Source organism: Streptomyces sp. TSRI0281, from assembly GCF_001905125.1.
GTDB lineage: Bacteria > Actinomycetota > Actinomycetes > Streptomycetales > Streptomycetaceae > Streptomyces.
Genome location: NZ_LWLE01000002.1, coordinates 1 through 26058, shown reverse-complemented (window position 1 = coordinate 26058; position 26058 = coordinate 1). Strand labels below are relative to the sequence as shown.

20 protein-coding genes and 3 pseudogenes are annotated in these 26058 nt (G+C 71.7%); 21 read left to right on the top strand and 2 right to left on the bottom strand.

The annotated features are described in order from the left end of the window. The first annotated feature begins 958 nt into the window (after positions 1-958). Positions 959-1642 (top strand): endonuclease, encoded by a 684-nt coding sequence (locus A6A29_RS06750; RefSeq protein WP_073719333.1) that lies wholly within the window; start codon positions 959-961, stop codon positions 1640-1642. A gap of 74 nt (positions 1643-1716) precedes the next feature. Next, positions 1717-1971: a hypothetical protein gene (locus A6A29_RS44675; RefSeq protein ID WP_143196955.1), complete on the top strand. Its 255-nt coding sequence runs from the start codon at positions 1717-1719 to the stop codon at positions 1969-1971. A gap of 396 nt (positions 1972-2367) precedes the next feature. On the opposite strand, the gene A6A29_RS47465 is transcribed toward A6A29_RS44675, so the two are convergent. Then, the gene (locus tag A6A29_RS47465) at positions 2368-2961 is read right to left on the bottom strand and encodes a hypothetical protein (protein WP_073719062.1); all 594 of its coding nucleotides are present in this window, start codon (positions 2959-2961) and stop codon (positions 2368-2370) included. A gap of 1066 nt (positions 2962-4027) precedes the next feature. Between A6A29_RS47465 and A6A29_RS06735 the strand changes: the two genes are divergently transcribed. Both A6A29_RS06735 and A6A29_RS45735 read left to right on the top strand, forming a co-directional pair. Beyond that, positions 4028-4978, top strand: a complete 951-nt coding sequence (locus A6A29_RS06735; RefSeq protein ID WP_073719060.1) for a hypothetical protein — start codon at positions 4028-4030, stop codon at positions 4976-4978. Positions 4979-5389: 411 nt separating this feature from the next. Beyond that, positions 5390-5605 carry a cold-shock protein gene (locus A6A29_RS45735; protein WP_198953023.1) on the top strand — a complete coding sequence of 72 codons (216 nt, stop codon included), beginning with the start codon at positions 5390-5392 and terminating at the stop codon, positions 5603-5605. A 1170-nt stretch (positions 5606-6775) separates the two neighbouring features. On the opposite strand, the pseudogene A6A29_RS06720 reads toward A6A29_RS45735, so the two are convergent. Then, positions 6776-8040: pseudogene (locus tag A6A29_RS06720) on the bottom strand (hypothetical protein). A gap of 179 nt (positions 8041-8219) precedes the next feature. Between A6A29_RS06720 and A6A29_RS06715 the strand changes: the two are divergent. From A6A29_RS06715 to A6A29_RS06650, 17 genes and pseudogenes are all read left to right on the top strand, one after another. Beyond that, the gene (locus tag A6A29_RS06715; protein WP_073719059.1) at positions 8220-9206 is read left to right on the top strand and encodes an ABC transporter substrate-binding protein; all 987 of its coding nucleotides are present in this window, start codon (positions 8220-8222) and stop codon (positions 9204-9206) included. Beyond that, positions 9203-10261, top strand: coding sequence for a FecCD family ABC transporter permease (locus A6A29_RS06710; RefSeq protein ID WP_073719058.1), 1059 nt, complete (start codon positions 9203-9205; stop codon positions 10259-10261). Before A6A29_RS06715 ends, A6A29_RS06710 begins: the two co-directional genes overlap by 4 nt. Further along, on the top strand, positions 10258-11307 hold the full coding sequence (locus tag A6A29_RS06705; RefSeq protein ID WP_073719057.1) for a FecCD family ABC transporter permease: 1050 nt from the start codon (positions 10258-10260) through the stop codon (positions 11305-11307). Before A6A29_RS06710 ends, A6A29_RS06705 begins: the two co-directional genes overlap by 4 nt. A 95-nt stretch (positions 11308-11402) precedes the next feature. Further along, positions 11403-12266 carry an ABC transporter ATP-binding protein gene (locus A6A29_RS06700; protein WP_073719056.1) on the top strand — a complete coding sequence of 288 codons (864 nt, stop codon included), beginning with the start codon at positions 11403-11405 and terminating at the stop codon, positions 12264-12266. A 65-nt stretch (positions 12267-12331) separates the two neighbouring features. Then, entirely contained in the window at positions 12332-12466 is a 135-nt protein-coding gene (gene amiA / locus A6A29_RS46270; RefSeq protein ID WP_015613003.1) for a streptamidine family RiPP, read from the top strand. Positions 12467-12573: 107 nt separating this feature from the next. Then, positions 12574-13461, top strand: a complete 888-nt coding sequence (locus A6A29_RS06695) for a hypothetical protein (protein ID WP_073719055.1) — start codon at positions 12574-12576, stop codon at positions 13459-13461. Beyond that, positions 13458-15110, top strand: coding sequence for a CocE/NonD family hydrolase (locus A6A29_RS06690; protein ID WP_073719054.1), 1653 nt, complete (start codon positions 13458-13460; stop codon positions 15108-15110). The genes A6A29_RS06695 and A6A29_RS06690 overlap by 4 nt, the downstream gene beginning before the upstream one ends. Beyond that, the gene (locus A6A29_RS06685; RefSeq protein ID WP_079182634.1) at positions 15107-16474 is read left to right on the top strand and encodes a YcaO-like family protein; all 1368 of its coding nucleotides are present in this window, start codon (positions 15107-15109) and stop codon (positions 16472-16474) included. Before A6A29_RS06690 ends, A6A29_RS06685 begins: the two co-directional genes overlap by 4 nt. Before the next feature lie 14 nt (positions 16475-16488). Continuing rightward, on the top strand, positions 16489-18069 hold the full coding sequence (locus A6A29_RS06680) for a nitroreductase family protein (RefSeq protein WP_241838360.1): 1581 nt from the start codon (positions 16489-16491) through the stop codon (positions 18067-18069). Next, the gene (locus A6A29_RS06675) at positions 18066-19805 is read left to right on the top strand and encodes an ABC transporter ATP-binding protein/permease (RefSeq protein WP_073719052.1); all 1740 of its coding nucleotides are present in this window, start codon (positions 18066-18068) and stop codon (positions 19803-19805) included. Before A6A29_RS06680 ends, A6A29_RS06675 begins: the two co-directional genes overlap by 4 nt. Continuing rightward, positions 19802-21655 carry an ABC transporter ATP-binding protein gene (locus A6A29_RS06670; protein WP_241838359.1) on the top strand — a complete coding sequence of 618 codons (1854 nt, stop codon included), beginning with the start codon at positions 19802-19804 and terminating at the stop codon, positions 21653-21655. Before A6A29_RS06675 ends, A6A29_RS06670 begins: the two co-directional genes overlap by 4 nt. Positions 21656-21754: 99 nt before the next feature. Then, the gene (locus A6A29_RS46265; RefSeq protein WP_073719051.1) at positions 21755-21940 is read left to right on the top strand and encodes a DDE transposase family protein; all 186 of its coding nucleotides are present in this window, start codon (positions 21755-21757) and stop codon (positions 21938-21940) included. 241 nt (positions 21941-22181) lie between these two features. Beyond that, positions 22182-22664, top strand: a complete 483-nt coding sequence (locus tag A6A29_RS46260) for a transposase (RefSeq protein ID WP_241838358.1) — start codon at positions 22182-22184, stop codon at positions 22662-22664. A 98-nt stretch (positions 22665-22762) separates the two neighbouring features. Beyond that, a pseudogene (locus A6A29_RS42920) lies at positions 22763-23070 on the top strand (transposase family protein); the annotation flags it as partial. A gap of 27 nt (positions 23071-23097) precedes the next feature. Beyond that, positions 23098-23386 (top strand): annotated as a pseudogene (locus A6A29_RS46255) (acylase); the annotation flags it as partial. A 207-nt stretch (positions 23387-23593) separates the two neighbouring features. Next, a complete protein-coding gene (locus A6A29_RS06655; protein ID WP_073719049.1) occupies positions 23594-23947 on the top strand; it encodes a hypothetical protein in 354 nt (117 codons plus the stop codon). A gap of 870 nt (positions 23948-24817) precedes the next feature. After that, a complete protein-coding gene (locus A6A29_RS06650) occupies positions 24818-26005 on the top strand; it encodes an RICIN domain-containing protein (protein ID WP_073719048.1) in 1188 nt (395 codons plus the stop codon). The last annotated feature ends 53 nt before the right edge of the window (positions 26006-26058 follow it).

Sequence of the window (26058 nt, the reverse complement as noted above, 5' to 3'; positions counted from 1 at the left end):
CCGGCCCGGTGCGGCATCACAGAGCGGGCAGAGCAGTGGTGTCCGCTCTGCCCAGCGCTCCGTGCCGTCCTGCCTCGCCCGGCCTGCAGGCATTCACACGTGGCCCCGGATGCTGCGAGTTTCAGGCCAGTCGTGCTACTTGAGTCCCACGAATCCGGTGGTCGCGCATCCGCATGCTGTGGCTGCGAGCGGCAAGGCTCGTGCCGCGCATCAGTCTGCGAGAACGGCGGTGCGTGGCAGGGGCGAAGGAGTTGGCCCTCAAGACCCGACCGGCCGGCCTTGCCAGGCGGCCAGGCGCCGGACACCCGCACCCACCGGGTCAGGCGGGTCCCCCTGCGTTCCGCTGTCTCAGCCAGGTCCCGGACCAGCGTGGCGATGAGCACGGCGTCAGCTCTGCCGTGCTGCCGATGGCGATCGCCCGTGACCCAGGCCGGCCCCGGGCTTGGATTCAGCGAGTTCCACAACGGCGTCCACGTCACGCAAGCCTGGTCGGCGAGAAGGATCAGGGTAGCGCCGTCCGTCCTCCTTGGCGGCCTCGGAGGTGTGTACTCAGTCCGGGTGCTCCGACATGTCCTTCTGCATATAGTGCGGCTGCTCGTCGATACCCTCAGAATGTCCAGCATAAGTAAGCCGCCCCTTCACCTCGGGCACCATGTACCAGCCGATCCTCCAGTAGTACTCGGCGATATCTGCCTTCTTCAGGCCGTCGTCCCGGAGACTCAGCTTGTGCGGGCCGAAGGCAGCGCGCGCCGGCCCGCGCGAAGTCGAAAGATGCTGTTCATGACTGTGCCGTACCCCTTTCTGGGCTGCCCGACTTCGCTTTGGCAGAGAACAGGGCCGTCGGACGATGGAATCGGGCGGCGGCCTCTGTCCCCTGCTTCTGCGTCTGCCCGCCCGCTTTGGGATAATTCAGCAGTACGGAATCCGAATGATGCACCATTCACTCAGGGAGGGCGTCATGAGCGCCACTGCCAAGCGCCGCGAAACCATCCACGCACTGCTCGACAACCATGGGCAGACTTATGCAGCCCAGGCAGGAATTCGACTCCGGGACACTCCCCAGCCGCTCTACCAACTACTCGTCCTTGCCTCTCTTCTCAGCGCGCGTATCCGCGCTTCGGTTGCTGTCGGTGCGGCCCGCGAACTGTTTGGGGCGAACATGCGCACCCCCCGCCGGATGCAGGAGGCCACATGGCAGCAGCGTGTGGACGCACTGGGCGCGGGACACTACAGGCGCTACGACGAGAGCACGTCCACCACCCTCGGCAAAAGCGCGGCATTCCTTCGCGAGCGCTACGGAGGCGACCTGCGGCGTCTGCGCAAGGAAGCTCACAATGACCCCGGACGTATGCGGGAGCGCCTCCAGGAGTTGCCCGGGATCGGGCCTGCGGGCGCGGCTATCTTCCTACGCGAAGTCCAAGGCATCTGGACCGAGCTGGAGCCCTGCCTCGACGGCAAAGCCGTCCAAGGGGCACAGCGCCTCGGGCTGCCGACGAAGTCCCACGAACTGGCGAAACTGGTGCCCGCAGAGCAACTGACGGTCTTTGCTGCGGCCCTCGTGCGGGCCGCGCTGGACAAGTCAGTGGTGGAAGACGTAAGAGAAAGGACAGACACGGCTGCGCACCAGCCCCACAGCGACTGACCTGCACCTACTGAGGTTGAACTTGTGGTGTCGTAGGGGCTGACGGCTGGCCGTCGGCTGCGGTGCCACCGGGCATGCGGTATCCACAAGGGGGCAGGCTGACCGCCGAACGGCAGCAGTTTCGCGAGGAGTTACGGCTTCAGGCAGGCATCGTCGTGCTCGACCACGCAGGACTGCCGTCCGCAGGCTTCCGAGGCCACCCCGGTCGAGCACCAGGGCCCTGGAACCCCACCGCCGAACACACCTACCTGGCAGTCCGAGCCCCCGACACCCCTGCGGGCTGGACCTACGAATACGCCAAGGCCGACACCGCCCCCACGGAAGACTGACGCCGCCGAGCCTCCACCGCCCCACAGACCTGCCCAAATCCATAGGAGCGCCCCCCATCGCGGTACGGATCGCCTCGGCATCCATCGCCTCCACCGCCGCCCCGACCGCGACCGGACGAGCCGCCATGCCGTTGGCCCGGCATGGACATCGAGACGCACATCCAGCCGTGGCCTGCGGCCCGAAATTTCGGTCACGTACATGTGGTGTGCCGTCTGCGGCGCCATGGGTGACGTCGTACTCGCCGCACAGCCGACGACCGCCGCGACCGGCCAGGCGACCCGAACCCGACGCGTCGGCGGCGGTCATCGGCGCAGTGTGTCTCGCGGAGAGGGGCGCCGAAGGTGCTGGGCGCTGTCCGGGTGGTGTGCGGTGTGGGGTTGGCCTTCCTGCGGGTGTCAGGTGAAGGCGAGGTCGGCGATGAGAGTGGAGTTGGGGATCTCGTCGTCCAGGCCGAGGATGACTGCGGCGCAGTTGCCGAGGAGTGGCTGGTTGCTGGTGACGTTCATGACGGCGGTGAGGGTCTGTCCGGCCAGGCGGGGCGAGGTGGGTGTGACGGTCCCGGTGAGGGTTCCTGCGCCGAGGGCCTGGGTGAGGGTGAGGCCGGTGACGTGGCTGGTGGTGGTGGTTCCGTTGGCCAGTTGCCAGGTGAAGTCGGCGGTGGCGCCGGGGGCCTGGGTCGAGGCGGTGCAGCTGAGGGCGCTGAAGTTGAGGGTGGCGGTGAGGGTGCCGGAGAGAACGGCGGTGGGCCCTGTCGGTACGTCGACGCAGGGAGCGGCGGAGCCGTGGAGGGTGACGGTGGTGGGCCGGGGGGTGGCGGTGAGCGGTGGGGTGAACACGACGGAGGACTGGGTGACGCAGTCCAGGAGTTCGGCTGCTGGGGCTGGGGCCGGAGTCGTGGGCGCGCCCGGTGCGGCGGAGGCGGGAATTGCGGCGGCGCACAGGGCGGCGAGGGCGGTGAGCAGGGCGGTGGCGGTGCGGCGTGCGGACATGGGGGGTGTCTCCTCTGGGGTGGTGGCTGGGGGCGGTGGGTGTGCTGTCTCCTGAAAAGGGGTGGGTGCGGGGCGGTTGGGCTGTGGTCCGGACGTTGGTGGCCCCGGCTGGCGGCCCGGTGGGTCGGCGGCTTCTGGGGCGGGAGGTGGGCGAAGGCCGCGATGACGGCGTTTTGGTGGCGGATGGCGCCTTGGGGGCTGAGACAGTCGGTGACGCCGGCGGGCAGGAGGGCGATGTGTACGTGGGCGGTGTCGCCGGCGAACTTGCCGGAGGTGACGTGCCGTTGATGACGGGGATGGCGGTGCCCGCAGGGCCGAGGTCGATGGTCGAGTGCGGCGCCGGGCGGGGCTGCCTACCGGCAGCCCTGTGAAGAGGCCGGTGCCGGACCGGACCTGGGGCGGGCGGGGCGGCCGGGGCTGTGTCGGCAGGGCCGGCTCATCAGTGTCACGGCGTGGATCGGGTCGCCCTGTGCTGCGGTGACGACGGGCCCGTACTGCTGCCGCAATGCGGCGTGAACCCATGGAAGTTACGGTATATGGCGCCTTTCTTCACTGTGCGCAGGGCGGGGATTGCGCGGCAAGGAATCCGGCGTCACAACCACTCGAATGTGTACTGGGTCTCTCGAAAACCCCTCCCAGCCACGGACGCCCGGCACTGAAGGGAACGGCTGTCCCTGCCCTGGAATACGACGTCCCACCGGCTCCCGGAGCGACGGCACGCCTGCCGACGGTGGATGTGACATCTGCCGGTCGTCAACAAGACGTGTCCCTGGAACACGGGTGCCGTAATCGCGGCTGGACACGCGACGGGCCCTGGGGAGGCCTCCGGGCCCGGCTCCTGGAGTGGCACGTTTGACGAGGCCGCGACCCGGGCGTTGCGCCGCCCGCTCCAGTCCGGTCGAAGCGGAACAGGTGAGCGGGGCATCACCCCTGCGGGGGGCTTTGAGTAATGACGTGGCTACAGATGGTTGTTACGGCTCGGGGGTCGGGTACAAGCCGGGTCCTGGCCGTCGCAGGGCGCCTCCCTTTCACGGTCTCCCCCTTTCTCCGTGTCAGGAGGCCCGTTATGCGGGTTCACTCCCCTCCACGCAGGTCCGTACGGCTGTGGCCGGCGGCGGTCGTCGTCGCCGGTGCCGTGCTGGCCCAGGTCCATCTCACCGTGCCCGCCCATGCGGCTGTTCCCACCGGCTGTGTGGTGGTGCCGTTGCTGGGCAACAACACGATCACCTGTGCGGCGGGTATCCCGGCCGGGCAGACTCTGGATGCCGGGCCCGGCAACGACACCGTCATCATCGTCGGGACTGTGCGGGGCACCCTCAACGGCGGCAACGGCGGCAACGGCGACGACCGGATCACCATCACCGGACTTCCCGGCGTCCTCGATCGGTCACCGGCCGGGCCCGCCGTGGGCACCGGCGGAGTCGTCGACGCAGGCCCGGGCACCGACCGCGTCACCGCCACTGGCGGCACCGGCACAATCGACTTCGACCCCGATGAGCCCGAGACCGGCGGTGCGGGCACGCTCGGAACGGTACGCGGCGGCACCGGGACCGACACCCTCACGGTCAACGGCGGGACCGGCGGCGTGGACGCTGCCGGCCTGGGCGGCGAGGGCGGTCCGGGTGCCGGCCCCGGAGGCATTGTCGACGGCGGCACCGGAACCGACACCATCACCGCGCGAGGCGGAAACGGCGCGCCGGCGGAGACAGTCGGCCTGCTCACCGACAGTACGGGCGGCAACGGTGTGGCCGTTCAGGGAAGCGTCATCGGAGGCGGTGACGGGGACACCATCGGCGCACTCGGCGGTCAGGGCGATCTATCGAACGGCAGCGGCGTCGCCGGTGCGGTCACGGGCGGCCCGGGCAACGACCGGATCAACGCCGCCGTCACCACCGGAGTTGTGGCGTACCAGGAGCACGGCGGGGACGGTGTGACGTCCTCGGGGTCCGTGGACGGTGAGGACGGCAACGACACCTGCAACGCCACCGGCGGCACCATCATCAACTGCCAGAACTAACCCGAAAACACCACGCAACCCGGGGACGTACGTACCGAACGCACGACCCCGGCCACGTCCCACAAACCGGACCAGGACCGATACCCCTCGGCTGCGGAGCGCCGCAAGCCCTCCGGGCACCTCGCCGGGCCGCCCCCCTCGCCCGGTGACTCCGCCACAGGCCGGCTGGCCGGAAGGCCGCCCCACCCTGCCCATCACCCTCACAGGAAGGTTCGACCCATGACGCTCCCCTCCGCACCCTTGCACCGGTGGATGTGGGCTGCTGCCGCAGCCGTCCTCGCACTCACCTCCCCCGCCCTCACCGCGGGCACCGCACTCGCCACCACCACCGACCGGCCCCCGGCCACTGCCACGACAACAGTGGACCGTGCCGCATCCGCACAACTGACACCAAACCAGCAGCGCGCCCTGATCAACTTCGGCACCGTCAAATGGTTCAACGACGCGAAGGGATTCGGATTCATCAGCCCCGACGACGGCACCCAGGACGTCTTCGTCCACTACTCCAGCATCATCGGCGTCGGGTACCGGACCCTGAACGAGGGCGAACGCGTCGAATACCAGCTTCGGCAGGGCCCCAAGGGCCCCGAAGCCATCAACGTCCTGCGCCTGGGACCCCTCCTCTAGAACAACCGCGCGGCTCACATCCCACTCGCACCCGTGCCCCGTTCGAGCAGGGGCGCCCTCCGGTGCCCCTGCGAACACCCGGGCCAAGCCCCCACCCCCGGCGGACAGACGACACACCGCGGTCCAGAGGAACAGCCGCACCGCAGGGGGCTGGGGCCCGGCGCCACAATCACCCGTACCCGGGCGGAACGGCCCAGTACGCTGGCCATAGCACCCGAGGAACCGTCCCCGCCCACCCCGGCGAAGCAGGTACCGCCAAGGGAGCGGGCGGGCTGTCGGCGACGTTCCGACGGGAAGTCACGGCGCTCGCCCAGTACCTCCGGCGCGAAGGACACGAACGGCCCGTCCCCAGGAAACATGCGCCAGTCGGCGACGTTGCCGGTGCGGTTGTAGTAGGCATTGGTGCACACGTCGTACCTGCCGCCGCTGGGCCCGTGACCGTTGGTCTCCAGGAACCGCCGTTGCCACCGTAGGTGTTGAACAGGTGCACGGTGTCCCCGATGTGGACGACAGTGTCCTGCGGGCTGGACGTCTGGGCGAAGATCCGCCACTCCGCGGTTCCCGTACCCCGGTCGGCGTTCTTCGCCGTCAGGACGTCGAACTTGGCGCCGGCCTTCTTCTGGTCCGCGGTGGAAACCCGTAGACGGCGCCGTTCGCGGAACTCGCCCCATTCATGTCGAGGTAACCGCCACCCCCGGTGCCGTATCCATTCTGCAGGTGGACCCGGTCGCCGTACTTCAATGCTTCAGCCACGAAAAAGAACCCCCGCCAACACGAAGCCCGCGGCACGACGAAGCCCCCCTGGGCCAAGGGGGGCTTCTCACGGCCAGCGCGGAACGCCGACGAGCCGGTCCGGCTCTCACGAGCGGCCGGTCCCGGACGGCCGGCGGGCTACGGGGCGCGCTCGTAGACGACGGCGGTGGCCGGGCAGTCCTCCGCGAGCCCGAGCAGTGCCTGCTGCTCAGCCTCGTCGACGGCCAAGTCCCAGCGCGGCTTCGTGCTCACCCAGGTTGCGCCGTAGGTGCAGTGGTAGGCACCGTCCGAGGGCAGCCACTGGGCCGGGTCCTTGTCAACCTTGGAGCGGTTGGAGGCCGCGGTGACTGCGGTGACCGCAGTGACCGCAGTGACCGCGATCAGCGTGTCCGGGCTTTGCTGGTCGTTCGAGGGCCCTCACCGTCCGACCGGGTCGGCGTGGGCTCCATCGCCGGGTGTGAGCAGTGCAAGGTGGCCACCGTCGTTGAGCGGGGTCGCAACGGTGAGGGTGGTGACGAGCGCCGCCCGGTCGGCGTCGAAGACGTGGATCTCCCCATGGCCTCCCCGGCTGACCGCGACCAGGCTGCCGCCGGGGGAGGCGGCGATCGCCCGTCGCTGGACGCCGTCCCACGGCGTTCCTCCGCGGCGCGGTGCGCCGGACATTGCGGGCAGCGGGAGGCGGGCGCTGATTTGCGGGCGGGCTTGGGAGGTTGTGGGTGCGGACAGCAGGATCAACTCGTCGCCGTCCGGGTGGACGCGGGTGTACGTGATGTGGCGGGCGCCACCGCGAGCCGGAAGACCAGTCCGGGGCCCAAGTCCAGCCGGCCTGTGTCGCCGGTGTCGAGGTGGTGCCACCATGCGTCGTTCGTCCAGTCCGGCCACTGTCCGGGGTCGCCGGGGCCGCCGCGCACGCACGACCAGAGCGTTCGCCGTGCGGGATCGAGCCGCAGGTAGTAGCCGCGCCCGCTTGAGCGCCCGTCGGCGGACCAGGAGAGAGGGCTTTCGGGTATGAGGTGGCCCCCCTCCCGTCGCGCGCGGTGTACCCCCGAACTTGCGGCAGCGAGCACCCTCCCGGTGAGCGGGTCCTGGGCATCGCCGTGCCCGTCGTCGTCGGGGAGGGCGATCCGCTGGACCGGGTCCGCCGGAGGACAGGCGGGGGCCGAGTTCATCAGGTCGCGGTGGCGGTGAACCAGCAGTTCGCCCGGTTCCCGATGGCGCAGCACCACGAGAGGTGACGGTCCGCCGAGCAGTGTGACGCCCGGCTCGCCGATCCTCCCCCGTATGCGTACGGCCGTGGCGCCGTCCGGTGCGTCGAGGTCGATGGCAGTCAGGAGTCCCGTCCATGCCTCCTCGTTGCGCCCGAGGCCGGTGGTCACCGCGAGGTGCCGCCCCTCCGGGTCGGCCGCGAGGTGTTCGGCGGGTACGGCGACCGGTATGCGCCGCTGGATCAGCGGCCGCCCCGCGTCCGGGCCGTAGGGGTCGAGGATCAGCAGCTCGCCCGCCCGGTCGTCCACGCAGGCGACCCGGTCGTCCGGCAGCGCCAGGAATCCCGCGTGCTCGGAGAGGTGCCGGTGGTTCAGCTCGGCCTGCTCCGTGCCGTCCGGGAGGTCCAACAGGCTGATCCGCCCGGCGACATGGTCGGAGACCAGGAGGCGAGGGGGCGGGTGGGGCGCGTGCGACACAGAGATCTCCTGGAGGTTGGCGGGGCGGTCGGGCCGGTGCCGGGGGGGCAGGCCCCGCTCACCTTATTGGTAATGATAATCATGTGTAAGCTCTTGGTCCGTGGCGGGGTCGCTCCCGGGGCTCCGCCGTCGCCGCTGCTCCATCCCCGGGACCGCACGCAAATGATGAGGGACCATTGATGCCACGAACCGCGCTGAGAGTCCGCCGCTGGGCCGCGATCGCCGTACTGGGAGGTCTGCTGGCCGGCTGCGGCACCGAGAAGGCCGACACCGGATCCCCTGCCGTCGAGCCTGCGGCCGGAGCCGGATCCCGTACGAGCACCGAGGTGCGGCCCATCGAGGCAGCCACCCGGATCACCGACCCCAAGGGCGTCACGATCTCCCTGCCGAAGCCTCCGGAGAAGATCGTCTGCCTCGTGGCCCTCTGCGACGACATCCTCGTAGAGCTGGGCTTGACGCCCGCCGCCACCAACTCCCGGCTGCTCGCGCACCCGAAGTTCCTCGGCAAGGAGAAGGCGGCGAAGATACCGGTCGTGCCGGGCGGCTTCCTGAGCCCCGAGGTCGAGGCGATCCTCTCCCACCGGCCCGACCTGGTGATCGGCCTGGAGGACACTCACGGCAAGCTCGCCCCCGCGCTGAAGGGTGCCACGGCCTTCTGGCCCGTCCAGCCCGGATCCTGGCAGGACAGCGTCGGCTACCTGCGGGACCTGGCCGCGCTCACAGGCCGCACCGAGCAGGGGGAGAAGGCCGAGAAGGCGTTCCGTACCCGTCTGTCACGGGCGGAGCAGGACAGGAGCGACCAGACCGCGCTCATCGTCTTCGGCAGCGACGAGAACTTCGGTGTGGCCACCCCGGAGACCGATGTGGCGGCCGGAATGCTCCCGAAGATCTCCCATTACCCCTGGAGGAGCCGGGGCGTGGACGGCGCGTACAGCCTGGAAGAGATCCTCGCCCGCGACGTCGACGTTCTTTTCGTCGAGACCCTCTCCTTCGGCGCGCCGGACGGAAAGCTCTCCGACAAGCTGGCCAAGAACCCGCTCTGGTCGCGGATTCCGGCCGTGAGGAACGGCAAGGTCATCGAGGTCGACTCCGAGGTATGGGCCAAGGGCCGCGGCACCCGCTCCCTGGGCCTTGTCCTCGACGAGGCGACGGCCGCACTGCGGTGAGACGTCCGCCCGCAGCGCTCCTCTGCCTGGGGGCGGCAGCCGTGGCGAGCGCGATGTGCGCCCTCAGCCTCGGTACCCCGTACGTCCCGCCCGGCCGGCTTCCGTCCGCCCTGGGGGCCGACGGCCTCGCCGGTCTCGTTGTCTCCGAACTGCGGCTGCCCCGGATGGCGCTGGCCCTGATCGCCGGTGCCTGCCTGGGCGCCGCGGGCCTCGTTCTCCAGGAGGCCCTGCGTAATCCGCTGGCCGTGCCGGAGATGCTCGGGGTCTCGTCCGGAGCGGCCTTGGGCGTCGCGGCGCCACTGGTCCTGACCCTGGCGGTGCCCCTCGCGGTGCAGCCGTTCCTCGCCTTGGCCGGGGCGGCGGTCGGCGGCCTGCTCACCCTGGCCGCCGCCGGTTTCGGGCGTAGTCCCTCGGCCGTCCTGCTGACCGGAGCCGCCGTCGCCGCCGCTCTCCAGGCGTGCCTGCTGATGCTCATGGTCATGGCCGACCAGCTCGACCTCCAGCTCATCTACCGCTACCTGCTGGGCAGTCTGTCCGCCCGTACATGGGACGACGTCACCGGTCTGCTGCCGTGGCTCGTCGTGGGCGTCCCGGCGCTCGTGTGGTGCGTGCCGGTGCTCGGTGTCCTGCGGCTGGGCGACGACGACGCCCGTGCGCTCGGCGTACGCGTCGAACGCGCGCGGTTGGCCGCGCTGGGCATCGCCGTCGTCCTGATCGCCCCTGTCGTCGCGGTCTGCGGGCCGGTGGCCTGGGTCGGCTTCCTCGCGCCCCACCTCGCCCGGCGCCTCCACCCGGACGGCGGTGCCGCCGGCTGGCTCGTACGGTCCGCCGTGTGCGGCGCGGTCGTCGTGCTGTGCGCCGATCAGCCGGCGCGCCTGGCGCTCGCCCCCGTCGAGACGCCCGTTGGTGCGTGGACAGCCCTGATCGGTGTGCCCGTCGGGGTGGTGCTGCTCAAGCGCGGGAGGAGGCGGCCCGCCCCGCAATCGAAACCTGTGGCCGTGTCCGTTCCGGGGAGTCCGTCGGATGTCCTCACCCTGCGGAAGGCGGAACGATGACCGCCCCAGAAGACCGGCCGGCCCGCCGGGCCCCGCGCGTGACGGGAGTCCGGATGGGCGGCCTGGCGGTGCTCGTCGCCGCGGTCGCCTGCGCCGATCTGTTCGCCGGCCGGGGCGTAACCCCCGAAGGCGTACGGGCGGTGTTCCTCGGGGGCGGCGACCCGGTCACGGAGCACATCGTGCTCCAACTGCGGTTGCCCCGCCTGCTGGTGGCGCTGGCCGCCGGGGCCAGTCTGGGCGTGGCCGGGCTGGTCCTCCAGTCGGCCCTGCGCAACCCGCTGGCCGGACCCGAGGTCACCGGTGTCACCCCGGGCGCGGTGCTCGGCGCGGTCGGTGCCACCGGCCTTGGTCTGGCGGGCTGGGATTCGCCCACGGCCGTGGTCGTGGCGGCCTGCCTCGGAGGCTTCGCGGGAGCGGGTCTGCTGTGGCTGCTCGCTGGGCGCGAGAAGGGAGATCCGGAGCAGACGGCCATCTACGGGGTCCTCGTGTCGGCCGTGCTCGCCGGGATCACCGCCGTGGTCCTGCTGGTGGCCCCGGGTGAACTCGGCAGCGTCGTGCAGTGGTTGATCGGTTCCACCGAAGGGCGGGTCTGGCAGCACTGGAACCTGCTCTGGCCGTGGGCGGCGGTCTGGGGCGGTGCGGCCTGGCTGCTTGCCGGACCGCTGACCCTGCTGCGCTGCGGCGACGAACAGGCCGGCGCCGCCGGTCTGGACACCGGCCGGGGCAGAGGGGCGGCGCTCGTGTGTGCGGTGGCGCTGACGGCGGGCGCCGTCTCGGCCGTGGGGGCGCTCGGTTTCGTGGGGCTGCTCGTGCCGCATCTGGCGCTGGCTGTCTTCGGTGCGGACCTGCGCATCACACTCCCGGGCGCCGCGCTGCTCGGCGCGGCGGTGGTGTGCGGGGCGGATGCCGCCGCCCAACTGCTGTCCCGACTGCTGGCCACGGCACTTGAGGCGGACCGGCTGACCCTGCCGGTCGGTGCACTGACCACTTTCGTGGGGGCGGGGTTGCTGCTGGCCGTGGTCCGCCGACAGGCGGAGCCGCGATGACCTGGCCAGGGGCGGACATGCGCCGTACAGGGGTGCGGACATGGCGAGGCGTGAGTGCGACGCCGAAACAGGAGCCGATGGATGAGGAGAGAGGCATGGCAGGACAGTCGGGCACGGTCCGGGCGGAAGGGCTCGGCCCGGACGTCGTCCGGGCGGAGGGACTCGGCTTCGGCTACCCGGGACGCGAGGTGCTGCGCGGGGTCGACCTGCGCATCGGTGCCGGTGAACTGGTCGCCCTGATCGGGCTGAACGGCTGCGGCAAGAGCACCTTCCTCAAGCTCGCCGCCGGACTGCTCACCCCGAGCAGTGGGCGCGTGCTGCTCGAAGGCGACGACGCTTCGCGGCTGCCCCGTCGCACCGCCGCCCGACGGGCCGCGCTGCTGCATCAGTCGGCACCGGCCGTACCGGGCCTGACCGTACGGCAGTTGGTGCGCCAAGGGCGTTACGCCACCAGAGGACCGCTCGGAATGCTGCGGGAGGGGGACGATGCGGTGACGTGCCGGGCGCTCGCGGACGTGGGCGTCACCGCCTGGGCGGACCGGCCGGTGGACGCGCTGTCCGGCGGAGAGAGACAGCGGGTGCGACTGGCCATGGCGCTGGCCCAGGACGCCCACGTTCTCTTCCTGGACGAACCGACCACCTACCTCGATCTGCGGCACCAACTGGACGTGCTTCAGACGGTCGTACGGCTGCGCGCGGAGCGTCGACTGACGGTGGTGATGGTGCTGCACGACCTCAACCACGCGGCCCGGTTCGCCGACCGGATCGTCGCGCTGCGCGAGGGCCGGATCGCGGCCGACGGGCCTCCCGGCGAGGTCGTCACCCGGCGTCTGCTGGCCGAAGTCCTCGGTGTGGAGGGCCGGGTGGGGATCGACAGCGAGGGCGGCTGGCCCATCTGTTACCCAGATCACCCTGTTCATCCACCCCAACCCTTGTGGAATGAAAATCATATTCATTAGTGTCTGTGCTGCGGCACGCACCAACGCCGCCCAACACCCATCCGATACGAATGGAGGCTTCACTCATGGAGCACAACAAGGTGTTCAGCCCGATCGCCGACCAGGGCCAGCTCGCCCATCTCTCCGCCACCCACTCGAACGCCCTCGTCGAGAACCCCTTCGACGACGCCGTCGAGGCCGACACCGCGGACGAGAAGTAGGGACACCCGCTCACGCGGGTACCCGCACCCACGCGGCGGGCCCGCCCGGTCAATTCCCGGGCGGGCCCGTCCCGTTCAGCCACCCAGCCATCGCACCGGAGGTACCCGTGACCCGCAGTCGACTCGCTCCCGGCACCGGGATCGTCACCGTTCCCGGTGCCGGGCCCGTGCTCCGCACCTCCGCCGGGGAGTTCCTGCGCATCGACATGGGCGGTGTCGACGGCGGGGTCCTGGTGGACCGGCTGACCGCAGGGGAGACGGTCCCGTCCGAGGGCACGAACTCCGCCGCACTCGACCGGCTGGTGGCCGCGTTCGAGGCCGAGGGGCACACGTTGTCCACCCCGCGCAGCGCCCCGCTCACGGGACGCAGGGTCCACGTCCTGGGTGACCCCGTCCTGACCCGACCACTGGCACGCTGCGCTGCGGCGGAAGGGGCCGAGGTTCACCACTCCACCGCCGACCGCGTGGCCGAACTCGCCCGGGACCCCGCCGGCCACGACCGCCTGGCGGTGGTCTGGTGCCTCGACTCGCCCGTCCCCGAAGGGCTGTGGGACACGGCGGACCGACTGCCCGGCCGTCGGACGGGCTGGCTGCGCTGCCACCGCGAGGGCGCCCACAGCTGGATCGAGCCCCTCGCCGCGGCCCCCGACGACGTCACCTCCCGCCATGTGCGCCTGCGCAGACTCGCGGCCACCGCCGCCCACCGCGAACTCGCCGCGTACTGGGCCGGACACCGCACCCCCGACACCGGACCCCACCCCACCGAAGCCTCCGCCGCACTGATCGCCGCGCTGCTCACCGCCGACCTCATCGCCTGGGCGAGCGGTGAAACCGGGCCGCACCGGGAGGGCGGCCTCCCCGCCCGCCGTCGGATGCGGCGGATCGACCTGCGCGACCTCAGCGTCACCGAGCACCCCGTACTCCCCGTCCCGGACGTGGCCCCGCTACCCGTCCCGGCATCCGCGGAAACCGGGACCGCGAAGGCACGCCCGTGAACACCCGCACCGCGTACGTTCCCGCACCGGACGGCACGCCCCTCGCCACCGACGTATGCCTTCCGGACACGACCGGCCCCCATCCCGCCGTCATGATCAGAACCCCGTACGGGCGGACCGCCCACCGCGCCGAGCTGCGCGGCTGGGCGGCGCACGGATTCGCCGCCCTCGCCCAGGACGTACGCGGTCGCCACGGCTCGCCCGGGGAGTGGCATCCGTACCAGGGGCACGAGGAAACAGACGGCCTGGCGACCGCGACCTGGGTGCGCGAACAGGCCTGGAGCAGCGGCGAGGTGGTCGCCTCGGGCGCGTCCTACGCCGCGCATTGCGCCCTCGTCACCGCCCTCGCCGCGACCGAGGACGGACGTCCCGACGCCGTCATCGCAGCCGTCCCCGCCCTCGGCCTCGCCGATACCGCACGCGAGCACGCCGGCCCCGAGCGGCTGTGGGCCCGCGCCGGCTGGTGGGCCGCCCACGGCGACCGCCCCGACTCCGACCCGGACGCGCTGGAACGCATCCTGGCGGACGACCCCCATGTGCTGGAACACCTCCCGATTGCCCGCCTGGCGGAACGTCTCGCCGGGGGGCTGGGACGCGAACTGCCGTCCTGGTCCCGGCTGTGGGCCGACCGCACAAGGGGCCAGATCGTCGAGCGGGGCGCCACCGCCCGGCTCCCGCTGCTCGCCGTCGGGGGCGCCCACGACCCGTTCGCCGAGGACACCGTGGCCCTGTGGCACGGCTGGGGAGGCCCGGCCCGCCTGCTGCTGGGGCCCTGGGGGCACCGCCTCACCGCCGACCCGACCACGTCGGGCCGCAGGAGCGTCAACCTCGGTGCGCTGTACGTACGGTGGGCCCGCGCCGCTCTGTCGGGCGGGCTGGAACCGAACCGGCGCGGGGCCATCGCCCTCGGCGACAGCGGGCGCTGGCACAGTACCCCGGAGCCGACGGGGTTCGGGGCCGCCGGCGGGAAAGCAGCCCGTCTTCCCGTGCACGAAGGCTGCTGCGGTCCGTGCGCGGAAACCGCTCACACCCCACACCCGGACGCGGAGCCGGTGCCGGAGCCGGAGCCGGATGGGCCCCGGGCCTCCGCCTGGGCCTTCGGTACGGCCACCGGTCTGCGACTGCTCCACGGAGCCGAGTTCACCGCCGACCCGGCCCGCCCCGTGCGCTCCGACGACCTCACCGTCCCGGCCGACGGAGATCCCGCCGACCGCTGCCTGCTCCTCTCGCCGCCGTTGCCCCGCCCGCTCGACCTGGCCGGAGCCGCCGAGGCCCGGATCAACGTCACGGCCGACGCGCCGTCCGCCGACTGGGCCGTCCGCCTGACCGCACTCGACCCGGCAGGCCGCGCGGAACCGCTGGCCTTCGGCATCGTCCGGCGCACCGACCCGCCCGGAAGTGCCGTGCACGTCACCGTGCCGCTCGGCACGCTGGGCCGTCGACTGCCCGCCGGGACCCGACTACGGGCCGAGATCGCCGGGCACCACTTCCCCGCCCACGCCCGCAACCCACACACCGGCGAGGACCCGGTCACGGCCACCCGGCTCGTCCCGTCCCGCAGGACCGTGACCGCCCAGGGCAGCTCCGTCCTCCTGCCTGTCATCGCCCGACGCCGCTACGTCGAGCCCGTACCGGAGATATGCCGTTGACCAGCGTCCTGCCCATCGAAGCCCTCGTCGACCCCGTCAGCGGGATCATCCGCGACGTCGCGCCCGTCGAACACCCCACCGGTGCGCCGCCCCGGTACACCGCGATGACCGCCGACGTGGCCGACGCCCGTCGCCTAGGCGCCTGGCCGGCCGACCGGGTCTCGCTGGGCACCACCTTCGGCGACCCGGGCGGCGCCTGGATCGCCACCGTGGCCGAGGCCGTCGAGCGCTACTGCGGCAACCGCCTCCCGCCGCGCGGCCACCCCCGCGCGCCCCGGCGCGCCACCGCCGCCGAACTCGCCGCCGAGGGCCACCGCGTCTATGGACCCGGCGCGCTGCCCACCTACGCCCCTTGGCAGTACGACCGCCGCGGCTTCCCGTATGCCGAACTCACCCCCGACACACCGGCACTGTGGACCGAGGGGACCGAGAACGGGCGGTCCTGCTGGGCCCCCGTCGCCCTGACCCACCTCAACTGGCGTCAGGGCGAACTGCGTTCACTTCCCCGCACCCATCACCTCAACTACGCAGGTATCGCCACGGGACAGGGTTTCGACGATGCCGTCGAGCGCGGACTCCTCGAAGTCGTCGAGCGCGACGCCCTGGAGTTGTGGTGGCACCTCGACGGGCCCACCCGGGGCATCGCCCCGGCGAGCGTCCCCGGCCTCACCGAGGATCTGGCGGACTGCGGCCTGGAGGTGCACATCGTGGAGATGCCCTCCGAATTCGCCCCCTCCATGGCCGCCCTCGTGCACGACCCCGCGCGCGGCATCCACGCGGCCGGGTTCGCCTGCCGGTACAACCCGGCGGAGGCGGCCCGCAAGGCCGTACTGGAGGCGGTGCACACCTGGGTGTTCACCCAGGGCGCGGTGGACGCCGACGGCTGGGTGTACCGGGCGGTGGAGGCCGGGATGCTCGCCCGGGGCCTGTACCTCGACCACCGGGCCGACCGGCGGTATCTCGACGACTGCGGAACCGAGTTCGCCGCCGTGCGCGACCTCGGCGCACACATACAGGTGTGGCTCGACGAGCGGATGACGCCGCTCGCCCGCCGCTTCACCGATCCCGCGCGGGGCACCGTACCCATCACCAGCATCGCCCCCGGCAGCCGCACCGCGCTCGATGACGCCCTCACCGCCGGGGGGCACCGGGTGATCACCGCGGACCTCACCACGGAGGACGTTGCCGAGACCACGCTACGCGTTGCCCGCGTGCTGGTCTCCGGACTGGTTCCCAACGCACCGGCGGCCTTCGGCTACTTCGGCTGCCCACGCTTCGCCGATGCCGCGCTCGCCCGGGGCTGGCGGAGTCAACCGCCTTCCGAAGCAAAGGACTTCACCCTCGCTCCGCCGCCGCACATGTGAAGGAGCACCCCGCCATGCCTCTCTGTCCCGCGCCCCCCGCTCCGGCGATCTCCGGCGCGGCTCCCGCCGCCCGAGCCTTCGATCCCGCCCCCGCCTCCGGTCCCGTACTTCCCCTCGCCTCGCCGCGCTCCGGCTCCGGCTCCGGCTCCGAGCAGTCAGCACCGGACCCCCTGCGTCACGCTCTCGCAGACGCCCGGTCGGTGCGCGTACCGGGCCTCTCCCCGTACGTCCCCGAGCTCCCGCTCCCGTGGGGCGGCCCGGCGCTTCCCCTGACAGGTCCCGGCGCGGCGATCGACCTGGACCGAACGCTACGGCTGTCCCTGGCCGGGCCCGCCGGTACGCCGGGGCGGCTGCGCCCGGTGCCCTCCGCCGGCGCCCTGCACCCGGTGCGCGCGCACCTGCTGGTCGGGGCGGGCTGCTCGCTGCCACCCGGACGGTACGCCTACGACCCGCGCACCCACCGCGCCCACCGGCGGGGACCGGCCCCCGGCGACGCGCCACCCGGCGCCCTCGCCGTCCTTACCGTGGCGGCTGCCCGCACCGTCGCGCACTACGGTCACCGGGCCTGGCCGCTGCTCCTCCTGGACGCGGGCCATGCTGCTGCCGCCCTGGCGCTGGCCGGGGCCCCGGCCGGCGCCCGGGTCTCCCTCGACGCGGACGGGGCCCTGCTGTCCGCCGCCGCAGGACTTCCCCCGGTCGCCGAGTGGGAGGACGCCTGGCCCGGCACCGAGCCGGAACTTCCGCTCGCGGCAGTCCGGTTAGCCCCAGCGCGCGTACCCGGCGCACGCCACGATCCCGGCGCAACGGCGCTGAGCGCCTGGGCTGCTCTGCCCCCCGCCGCCGCCCCGCTCCCCCAGCCCGGAGCGGAAAGCCCCCCACTGCGCGAATCCGCCGCAGCACGCTACCTGCTGGATCGCCTCACCGCAGCACCCTGCCGGCCCGGTGGGACCTGGCACCCGGTCACGCGCCCCGAGGCAGTGACCGATGACACCCTGCGCCGTCGCCGGAGCGCCGCACCCGATGCACTGACCCGGACGCCTGACCGGGAGGCGCTCGCCCGCATCCTGGCGACCGCGCAGACAGCCCGGCCGGACGGACCGGCGTGGACCCTCGCAGTCGGCGGCACCGCCCCGGCCCTGTACACAACGGCGGTAAGCGGCACGGACCTTGACATCGCCGCCGTCGGCGACGCGCGACCCACCCTGGCCCGGTGGGCTGCGTGCCAGCAGTGGGTGGGCAGCGCCGGTGCGGTGCTGCTCGCGCACGGCTGCCCCGAGGACGCCGCGCCCGCCCTCGTCCGCAGCAGTCACCTCGCCGCCGGTTACGCGGTCGGCGCCGCCCACGTCCACGCCACCGCGCTGGGACTCGGCTCACGACCCATCGGCTCCTGGCAACAGGCCGACCTCGGCGCGGCGCTCGGCGACACCCCCCGCCACAACTGGATCGTGCACGGCCTGGCCCTAGCCGCACCCCCGGGCGGCCCGAAACCTGCCGTCATCGCCATGTGCCGAAAGCCGGCAGAACGAACGGCACCGGCACCACCGGCCACACCCTCCGCACCAACGGCCCTGCCCGGCGAGGAAGAACGCCCATGATGCTCCACCCCGAACTCCTGCACGCCGCCCGTGGCGCCCGCCGCCCGCTCGGCGGTGCCACCGCGCTGCTCGCGGCCGTGACCGCCACCCATCTCACCCAGGCCGTCCTGCTGGCCGTGGTGCTCTCCCGGATCGCCCGCGGCGAGACGGCCCAACTCCTACCGCCGCTCGCGTCCGTCCTCGCCGTCGTCCTCGTACGCGCCGCCCTCGGCCGCGCCCAGCGCCTGATCGCCGTCACCGCAGGGGCCGCCGTGCGGGTCCGGCTCCGCGACACCCTGCTGGAACGCGTCGGCTCGCTCGGCCCCACCGCGATCACCGGCACACGGGCCGGAGCCGTGCGCGCCACCCTGGTGGACGGCGTCGAGGGCGTCGACGCGTACATCTCGCGCTACCTGCCCCAACTCCTCATCACCTGCGCCATTCCGCCGCTCCTCCTCACCGCCGTCGCCCTCGTCGAACCGTACGCGGCCCTCGTACTCGGGCCCGCCCTGCTGCTCGCCCTCTTCGGACCGCGCTGGTGGAACCGTCTCCTCGACAGGCGCGGCAAGGAGCACTGGGACTCCTATGAAGCCCTCGCCGCGGACTACCTGGAGGCCCTCCAGGGAATGCCGACCCTGCGCGCGGCAGGTGCTGTGGGGCGTGTACGGGAGCGGCTGGAGCGGCGTTCGGCCGCCGTGCACCGGACCACCGTCGCCAAACTCCGGGTCTCGCTCCTCGATACCGGCCTCACCGACCTGGCCGTCCAGGGCGGCACGGTCGCCGCCGTCCTCGTGGCGTGCTCCTCGGCCACCACCGGCCGCACCGCCCCCACGGGCACCTACGTCCTGCTCCTGCTGGCCTCCGAGTGCTTCCGCCCGATCCGCGATCTCTCCCGCGAGTGGCACGCGGGCTACCTCGGAGTGTCCGCCGCCGACGGCATCGCCGCCCTGCGCACCGCCGAAGCCGCCGTCCCGGATCATGGGGCCGTGCGGGCCGCCTGGCAGGCCGCCCCCGAAATCTGTTTCGAGGACGTGCGCTTCACTCACCCCGGGGCCGGACGGCCCGCCCTTGACGGCGTATCCTTCACCGCGGCCGCCGGGCGTACCACAGCCGTCGTCGGACCCTCCGGCGCCGGGAAGTCGACCCTGCTGAGCCTGCTGCTGCGACAGCGCGACCCGGACAGTGGTCGCGTCACCGTCGCCGGGACCGACACCGCCGCGTACACCCTCGCCTCGTTGCGCCGGGGCATCGCCGTCGTCTCGCAGGAGACCTACCTCTTCCACGCCACGATCGCGGAAAACCTGCGCATTGCCCGCCCCGCCGCCACCGATGAGCAACTGCACGCCGCCGCCCGCGCGGCCGGCATCGACCAGGAGATCGCCCGGATGCCGGACGGTTACGCCACCCTCGTCGGCGAACGCGGCGCCACGCTATCCGGCGGACAGCGCCAACGTCTCGCCCTGGCAAGGGCGTTGCTCGCCGACTCGCCGGTCCTGATCCTGGACGAAGCCACCAGCGCGGTGGACGAACGCGGCGAGGCGCGCATCGTACGGGAACTGCTGAGGGCCGGACGAGGGCGTACCTGCCTCGTCGTGGCCCACCGGCTCGACGCCGTACGCCACGCCGACCACATCCTCGTGCTCGACGCCGGCCGCGTCGCCGCGGCCGGCGACCACACGTCCCTGCTCGCGGGCGGCGGCGTGTATGCCTCGCTCGTCGCGGCCGGGCGCACCGCACGGGAGGAGCGCGCCGCATGACACCGCCCCCGCACCGGCCCGCCCCGGACGGGTCCTCCGGAGCCGCCGAAGCCCCCGACACAGCCCCACCAACCGGAGCTGTCTTCGATGGCGGAACCGGCGCCCTGCGCTCGCTCCTCCCGGTCCTCGGCGCGCACCGCACGACCGTGCTGCGCACCTGTCTGGCCGCGCTCGTCGATCAAGCGGCCCTGGTCGCCCTGGCCGCGCTCGCCGCGCACACGGTCGGCACGGCCGTCACCGAGCACCGCCCGCCCGCGCCCTGGACCGTCGCCGTCCTGGTCGGGCTCGTCCTGCTCCGTGCCCTCGCCACCTGGCGCGAGATGGACCTCTCGCACGACCTTGCCTACCGGGTGCTCGCCGAACTGCGCGTCCGGGTCTTCGACGGACTCGCCCGCAGCGCTCCCGCCCGGATCGCGGGTCGGCGCAGCGGCGACCTCGCAGCGACCGCTCTCGGGGACGTTGAGGCGCTGGAGTTCTTCTACGCCCACGCCATCGCCCAACTTCTCGCCTCCGGAGTGGTCTTCGCCGTGTCGGCCACTGTGCTGGCGGCGCTCGGGCCGTGGCTGCTGCTGGGCGTCCTGCCCGCCGCTCTGCTGCTGATCTGGTCGCCCCTGCTCGAAGCGCGCGGGCGCGCCGAGCGCGGAGCCCGCACCCGGACCGCGCTCGCCGAGGTCTCCGCCGAGACCGTGGAATGCGTCGACGGACTGCGCGAACTCCTGATGGCGGGCGCCCTGAACCGCAGACGGGCCCGGCTCCGGACCGCCGGACGCCGACTCGCACGGGCTCAGCGCGCCGAACAGTCCTGGGAGACCGGTGCGGGCGCGGCCCGCGACCTGCTGGTCGTCGCCGCCGTCATCGCGGTCGTCGCGGCGGCTGCCCACGCCGCGTCCGCCGGACACCTGGACCGGGCCTGGGCCCCGGCTGCCATGGCCCTCGCACTGGGCGCCCTGGCGCCGGTCGCCGAATCGGCGGCCGCACTCGGGCGGGCGGGCAGCCTGAGGGCCGCTGCGGCACGGGTCCGGGCCGCCGTCCACGCACCGGCCGGAGTTCCCGAACCCGCCGATCCGCGCCCCGTTCCGGCGGGCCCGCTGGGCCTTCGGCTGCGCGGCATACGGTTCGGCTACGGCGGAGACACCGTCCTGGACGGCCTCGACCTGATCGTCCGGCCCGGCGAGACCGTGGCCCTGGTCGGAGCCTCCGGGGCGGGCAAGACGACCTGTGCGCACCTCTTGGCGCGCTACTGGGACCCCCGGGAGGGAACCGTGGAACTCCTTCCTCCGTCCCCCGCGCACCCCGTGGACCTGCGAGACCTTACCGAGGTGGACCTTCGGGCCGCCGTCTGCGTGGTCGGGCAGGAGGCGCCGCTCTTCCACGGCACCCTCGCCGAGAACCTCCGTCTGGGCGCTTCGGAAGCGACGCAGGAGGAACTGGACGCGGTGACCCGCCTCTGCGGCATCGACCCCATCGCGGACGCGCTGCCCCACGGACTGGACACCGCCGTGGGCGAGCGCGGGGCGACCCTCTCCGGGGGGCAGCGCGCCCGGGTCGCCCTGGCCCGGGGGCTGCTGGGGAGCCCGCGCGTACTGGTCCTGGACGAGACGACGGCCCATCTGGATCACCGGGGTGACGCGGAACTGGCCGAGGCGCTCGCAGCCGACTCCGCCACCCGGACGACCCTGGTGATCGCCCATCGCCCCGCCACCGTCCGCAGGGCAGACCGCATCGCGGTCCTGGACGGCGGACGCATCGTCGAGGAGGGCACCTGGGACGAGCTGATCAGGGCCGGCGGACCGCTGACCTGCCTCTTCGCCCGTGAGGAGACAAACGAGCTCAAGCGTGGTCAGCGGTGACGTTGGCCCTGCCGGCTCGTTGGGCCGTTCTTGGTGGGGGTGCAGGCGGCACCTGGGTTGATCACGCCGGAGCGTCGGATCACGAGCCTTTCAGCGGCTGTGACCGCTGATCTGGTGGCGGAGTTGGGGCCGGTCTGGCAGGCCCGCAGAGATGCCGGGCTGCTCGACCGACCACGTCGGCGAGCGGTCGGAGCGGGCGCGAAGCACAAGCTGGTCTTCGTCGCCCGGCTCCTGGCCACACTCGTTCATCTGAGGCACGGCGTGACCCACGACGTACTGGCCTGATGGTTTCCGGCGGACCGGTCGACCATCACCCGTCGGTCGGTGAGATCCGGTCCCCTGCTCGCCGACCGCGGCTGTCGCATCGAGGCAGTCTGCGCCTTCGCGGACTCGCCGATGTCATCACCCGCCTCGGAGCCACCGGCCGGACCGCCTCGGTGGACGCCACCGAGATCAGGGTCCGCCGTCCAGACCACACCGCGGCGGACGCAGCCGGTTCATCTCCGGCAAGAGCCGCATCAACGCCATGAAAGCCCTCGTTGTCACCGATGAGCGCGGACGACCACTGTCCTGCGGCGAGGTCCGGGCCGGATCCGTCGCCGACATCAACCACGCCCGTGACGCCGGCCTGCTCGCCGACACCATCGACCTGCAGATCCTTGCCGACGTCGGCTGCCAGGGCCTCGCGGCGCAAACCTGCGGCCAGGTCATCCCCCACCATGCAAACGACGCGGCAAACATACCTCGAACACCTGCAAGGACTGATGGCACAACTCGAACACCTGCAATGGCTGATGGCACAACACGAGGCCGCACGCTTCGCCCACTCCTCAGCCAGAATCCCGTCGGGCACGGCATCGCCCACCTCAAGAACTGGAGAGCCCGCGCCCGGCACCACACCCGACGAGAGAACCTGCTCGACACCATCCGAACCGTCGCCGGACTCCTGACCGACCAACAAGCAACCCACCACACGCAGGCACTCGATCTGCCCACCACACCCGCGTGATCAAAACGCCAACCACGAGCCCAGCACGCCCTCACCCCAACCACGCACGAGGTCGTGGGGGTTGTTGCAGAAGCCCCCGTCGCGGGAATCGACCAGGTATGCGTGCGGTGCTGAGGGCTGAAGTGTTGTGGGTGGAGACCTTGACCGGGTTGCGGATGGACCGGTTCACCAAGCTGGTGAAGGCGGTGCGGGAACGCGGTGGCAACGGCCCCGGCGAAGGCCGCCCATGAGCCCTGCTACCGGACGGTGCTTCTGGTGGCCCCGTCTACTACCGCACCAACCTCACGATGCGCCGGCCCGCCCCGCTCTTCAGTATCTCTCCGGCCACTGCCTGCCGGGTCATCCACCGGCTGCGCCCACGGTTGACTCCGGGCCGGCTCCGGGCCACGTCACTGACACCGACCAGTAGCGGATGGTGGCCGATAGCACTGTGCGTATGCCGCTCCCGGGAGGGGCGGAAGCGCTGGGTGTCTGGAACAATCTCGAACCGGAGTGGGACCCTGCCCTGCGGGCAGCGGCTACACCGAAGTGCCGCACGGCTCCACCCCTATCCGGGCGGTGGGCTGGAACGGCAGCGGCTGCCCCGCGGCCCGCACACTGCTGACCTACTCGCAGTCACCGAACCCACACTCTTCTCCACCGGACACTGGGTCACCTCACGATTCTGCGAACAGGACATTCTCAACTCACCCGACCTCCAGGTGGTGACGGTGCGCGAGTGACCGAACGGCACAGGAACGGCCCTGAGACTCCCGGGTCACCACCATCAACTCCCGCACCCCGCACGCCTGTAGGAGACGGAGTTGGTGCTGAACAGCCGGCCCGCTCGCCGATCTGCCGGGAAATAGGCTCTCACTATTTTCGGCGATCAGTCGCGGCTCGGTGGGCGTCTCCCAGGACACGTGCCGTTTGACGGCTGTTGATCGCGCGTGGCTCAGGTGCTCGGGCTGCGCAGCATCCCGTCGATGATGTCTTCCACCGGGGCTGTCAGCGAGCTGGCCCTGTCGATCCCGCCGGAGTACAGAATGACCGGTCGGGCATCGAGGAGAAGAAGCTGCTGCGGGACGCCTTTGCTGGCTGGCTGGCTGCCGGAGGAGATCCTGCGGCGCTGGGAGCTCCAGTTCGGCCACGGTTCCGGGGCCAAGGACGTTCTGACAGAGGTCCTGACGTCAGAGGGTTCTGCCAGGACCGTGATGGGTGACGCCGATGAGGAGGCCGCCTTCTCCGCGCTGTGGCTCGCCGATTTCCCCGGCGTCGATCCCGAACGGGCCTCGGCGTCATGATGGCCCACGAAGCGTCGTACCCGGAGAACGCTCGCGGGCTCGCCCCCGGCGGATGCGAGATCGCCTACCGCACCAGCTACCCGCTGCCGGGCGTCACCTCCGACGCCTTCGACGCCTTCGACATCCACAACCGGGCCCGCGCCCTCGACACCTCCATGTACGTCGTCGCCCCAACCCCGCGGCCTGCACCGGCGCCGACGGACAGCGCACCGACTTCTTCGGCGGCCACTCCACCATCACCGACCACACCGGCCGCGCCGTCTGCATCTCGACCACGGCGGCGTCGCCTCGTTCGTCACCGCCGCCATCGACCTGCCCGCCCTCCGCCGACAGCGCACCACGGCCGCCTGGACCAACGGGACCAAGGACCTGCGCACCTAGCTGTACGCCACCCTCTACGACCAGCCCATCCACCCGGCCAACCTCCACGCCGACCGCCCCCGTACAACCACGCCGAGTACCGCGAACACGTCACCGAACCCCAGATCGAGCTGATGCGCACCCGCGGCATCTGGCACTCACCGTTCGCGGTCCCCCTATGGCTGTCTGATAAGTGATCACCTGGCCGGTTGCTCGCTCGCTGCATCCGAGCCGCACACCCATGACGGCGCCCAGGCGCGAACGGACTTCCGGCACCCCCGCGTTCGATGCTCACGCTGTTGTACCCATCTCCAGCCGTTGTTCAGACAGCACCGGGCGGGATGGTCAGCCGATTTCCGCACGAACCGCCATGACCGTACGTAGCGGCCCGATTACTTATATTGCCCGCAGGGAAGCCTTGGTGTGCTTCCCCCTCCATCGTTCAACGGGCGCAGTTCTCCGCGCCCGGGGAACCCCCTTCCTTCGCCGCTCTCCGCTGAGGAGTCCCGTATGCCGCTTCTTCCGCGCCCCCTCGTCTGGCCGGCCGTCATCGTCGCGCTCCTGCCGTTCTCCGGCATGTCAGCCGGGGTCTCGACGGCCGCGGCCGCACCATCGGCGGTGGGCAGCCAGGTCAGCTTCGGTGAGACTCCGGGCGCCTACTCGGACTGGACTTTCGGCACCAGCGCCACCGTGACGGACGTGGACTTCCGGAACACCGTCGTCACCAGCCCGGGGGACGGCAACGTGTACTGGGCGAACCAGTTCGGGTTCAACGGGAACAACTCCTACATCGGCTTCCAGCTCGCCCAACAGAACGACGGACAGTTCCTCTGGTCGACCTGGGCCGACAGCGACCTCCAGTTCAAGGACGGCACCCAGGGATCACACTGCTGGAACAACGCGGGGGAGGGCCAGCACCTGCAGTGTTCCAACAACACCGTCAACCACGGCCGCCCCATCACCGGACACACCTACGCCTTCCGCGTGGAGATCAACCCGTCGACCCACTGGGCCAAGGCCACCGTGACCGACGAGACCGCGAACAGCAGCTTCGTCCTCGGCGAGGCCCTGCTGCCACAGTCATCGAAGATCAATCCGAGCTGGAACAGCTGGGTGGAGTACTTCGACTGGAACAACCCCTACTACGAGTGCAACGACAACGCGTACGCCAAGAACCGGTGGGGGAAGATGACCGGCAACAAGGGCACCCTCACCGCCAACAACACGGGAACGTCGCGCAGCGGCACCTGCCTGGACATGGTCCAGCAGCAGAAGCAGAACGACGGAACCCTGATCACCGAGACCGGACTGGGCCAGTCCGCCCGCTGGCCCCTGCGCTTCGCCAACGGCGCCTGCCTGGACCGCGGCGGCCACCTCCTGACCGTGATCACCTACCACTGCTCCGACTCCCCCAACAGCAACCAACTGTTCGTCTTCGCCCGCGACGGCAGCCTCCACACCGCGGAGGGCGGCGAATGTCTGCAGCGTTCGTCCCGGGTCGACGCCGAAGTCGACCTCTACGGCTGCAACAGCGACTTGGCTTCCCAGAAGTGGTCGTACGACGCCCAGCGCAAGGCCGTCGTCAATTCCAACGGCTGGGCTCTGACCTCCAGTGCGTCCGGCAGCAACGACGCTCCCGTGACAGCGCGGCCCTATGACGGGAGCACCGAGCAAACGATCACACCCGTGACGGACTAGTACTGCAACGGTCTTTGGCCTGATGGGTGGGCAGTTTCGGGTGGTGTGTGGCC

What these genes read in the sequence shown, in the direction of transcription:
- A6A29_RS06750 (WP_073719333.1), top strand. Translation starts at nt 959, where the DNA reads ATGAGCGCCACTGCCAAGCGCCGCGAAACCATCCACGCACTGCTCGAC.
- A6A29_RS44675 (WP_143196955.1), top strand. Translation starts at nt 1,717, where the DNA reads ATGCGGTATCCACAAGGGGGCAGGCTGACCGCCGAACGGCAGCAGTTT.
- A6A29_RS47465 (WP_073719062.1), bottom strand. Translation starts at nt 2,961, where the DNA reads ATGTCCGCACGCCGCACCGCCACCGCCCTGCTCACCGCCCTCGCCGCC.
- A6A29_RS06735 (WP_073719060.1), top strand. Translation starts at nt 4,028, where the DNA reads ATGCGGGTTCACTCCCCTCCACGCAGGTCCGTACGGCTGTGGCCGGCG.
- A6A29_RS06715 (WP_073719059.1), top strand. Translation starts at nt 8,220, where the DNA reads ATGCCACGAACCGCGCTGAGAGTCCGCCGCTGGGCCGCGATCGCCGTA.
- A6A29_RS06705 (WP_073719057.1), top strand. Translation starts at nt 10,258, where the DNA reads ATGACCGCCCCAGAAGACCGGCCGGCCCGCCGGGCCCCGCGCGTGACG.
- A6A29_RS06700 (WP_073719056.1), top strand. Translation starts at nt 11,403, where the DNA reads ATGGCAGGACAGTCGGGCACGGTCCGGGCGGAAGGGCTCGGCCCGGAC.
- amiA (WP_015613003.1), top strand. Translation starts at nt 12,332, where the DNA reads ATGGAGCACAACAAGGTGTTCAGCCCGATCGCCGACCAGGGCCAGCTC.
- A6A29_RS06680 (WP_241838360.1), top strand. Translation starts at nt 16,489, where the DNA reads ATGCCTCTCTGTCCCGCGCCCCCCGCTCCGGCGATCTCCGGCGCGGCT.
- A6A29_RS06675 (WP_073719052.1), top strand. Translation starts at nt 18,066, where the DNA reads ATGATGCTCCACCCCGAACTCCTGCACGCCGCCCGTGGCGCCCGCCGC.
- A6A29_RS06670 (WP_241838359.1), top strand. Translation starts at nt 19,802, where the DNA reads ATGACACCGCCCCCGCACCGGCCCGCCCCGGACGGGTCCTCCGGAGCC.
- A6A29_RS46260 (WP_241838358.1), top strand. Translation starts at nt 22,182, where the DNA reads ATGAAAGCCCTCGTTGTCACCGATGAGCGCGGACGACCACTGTCCTGC.
- A6A29_RS06650 (WP_073719048.1), top strand. Translation starts at nt 24,818, where the DNA reads ATGCCGCTTCTTCCGCGCCCCCTCGTCTGGCCGGCCGTCATCGTCGCG.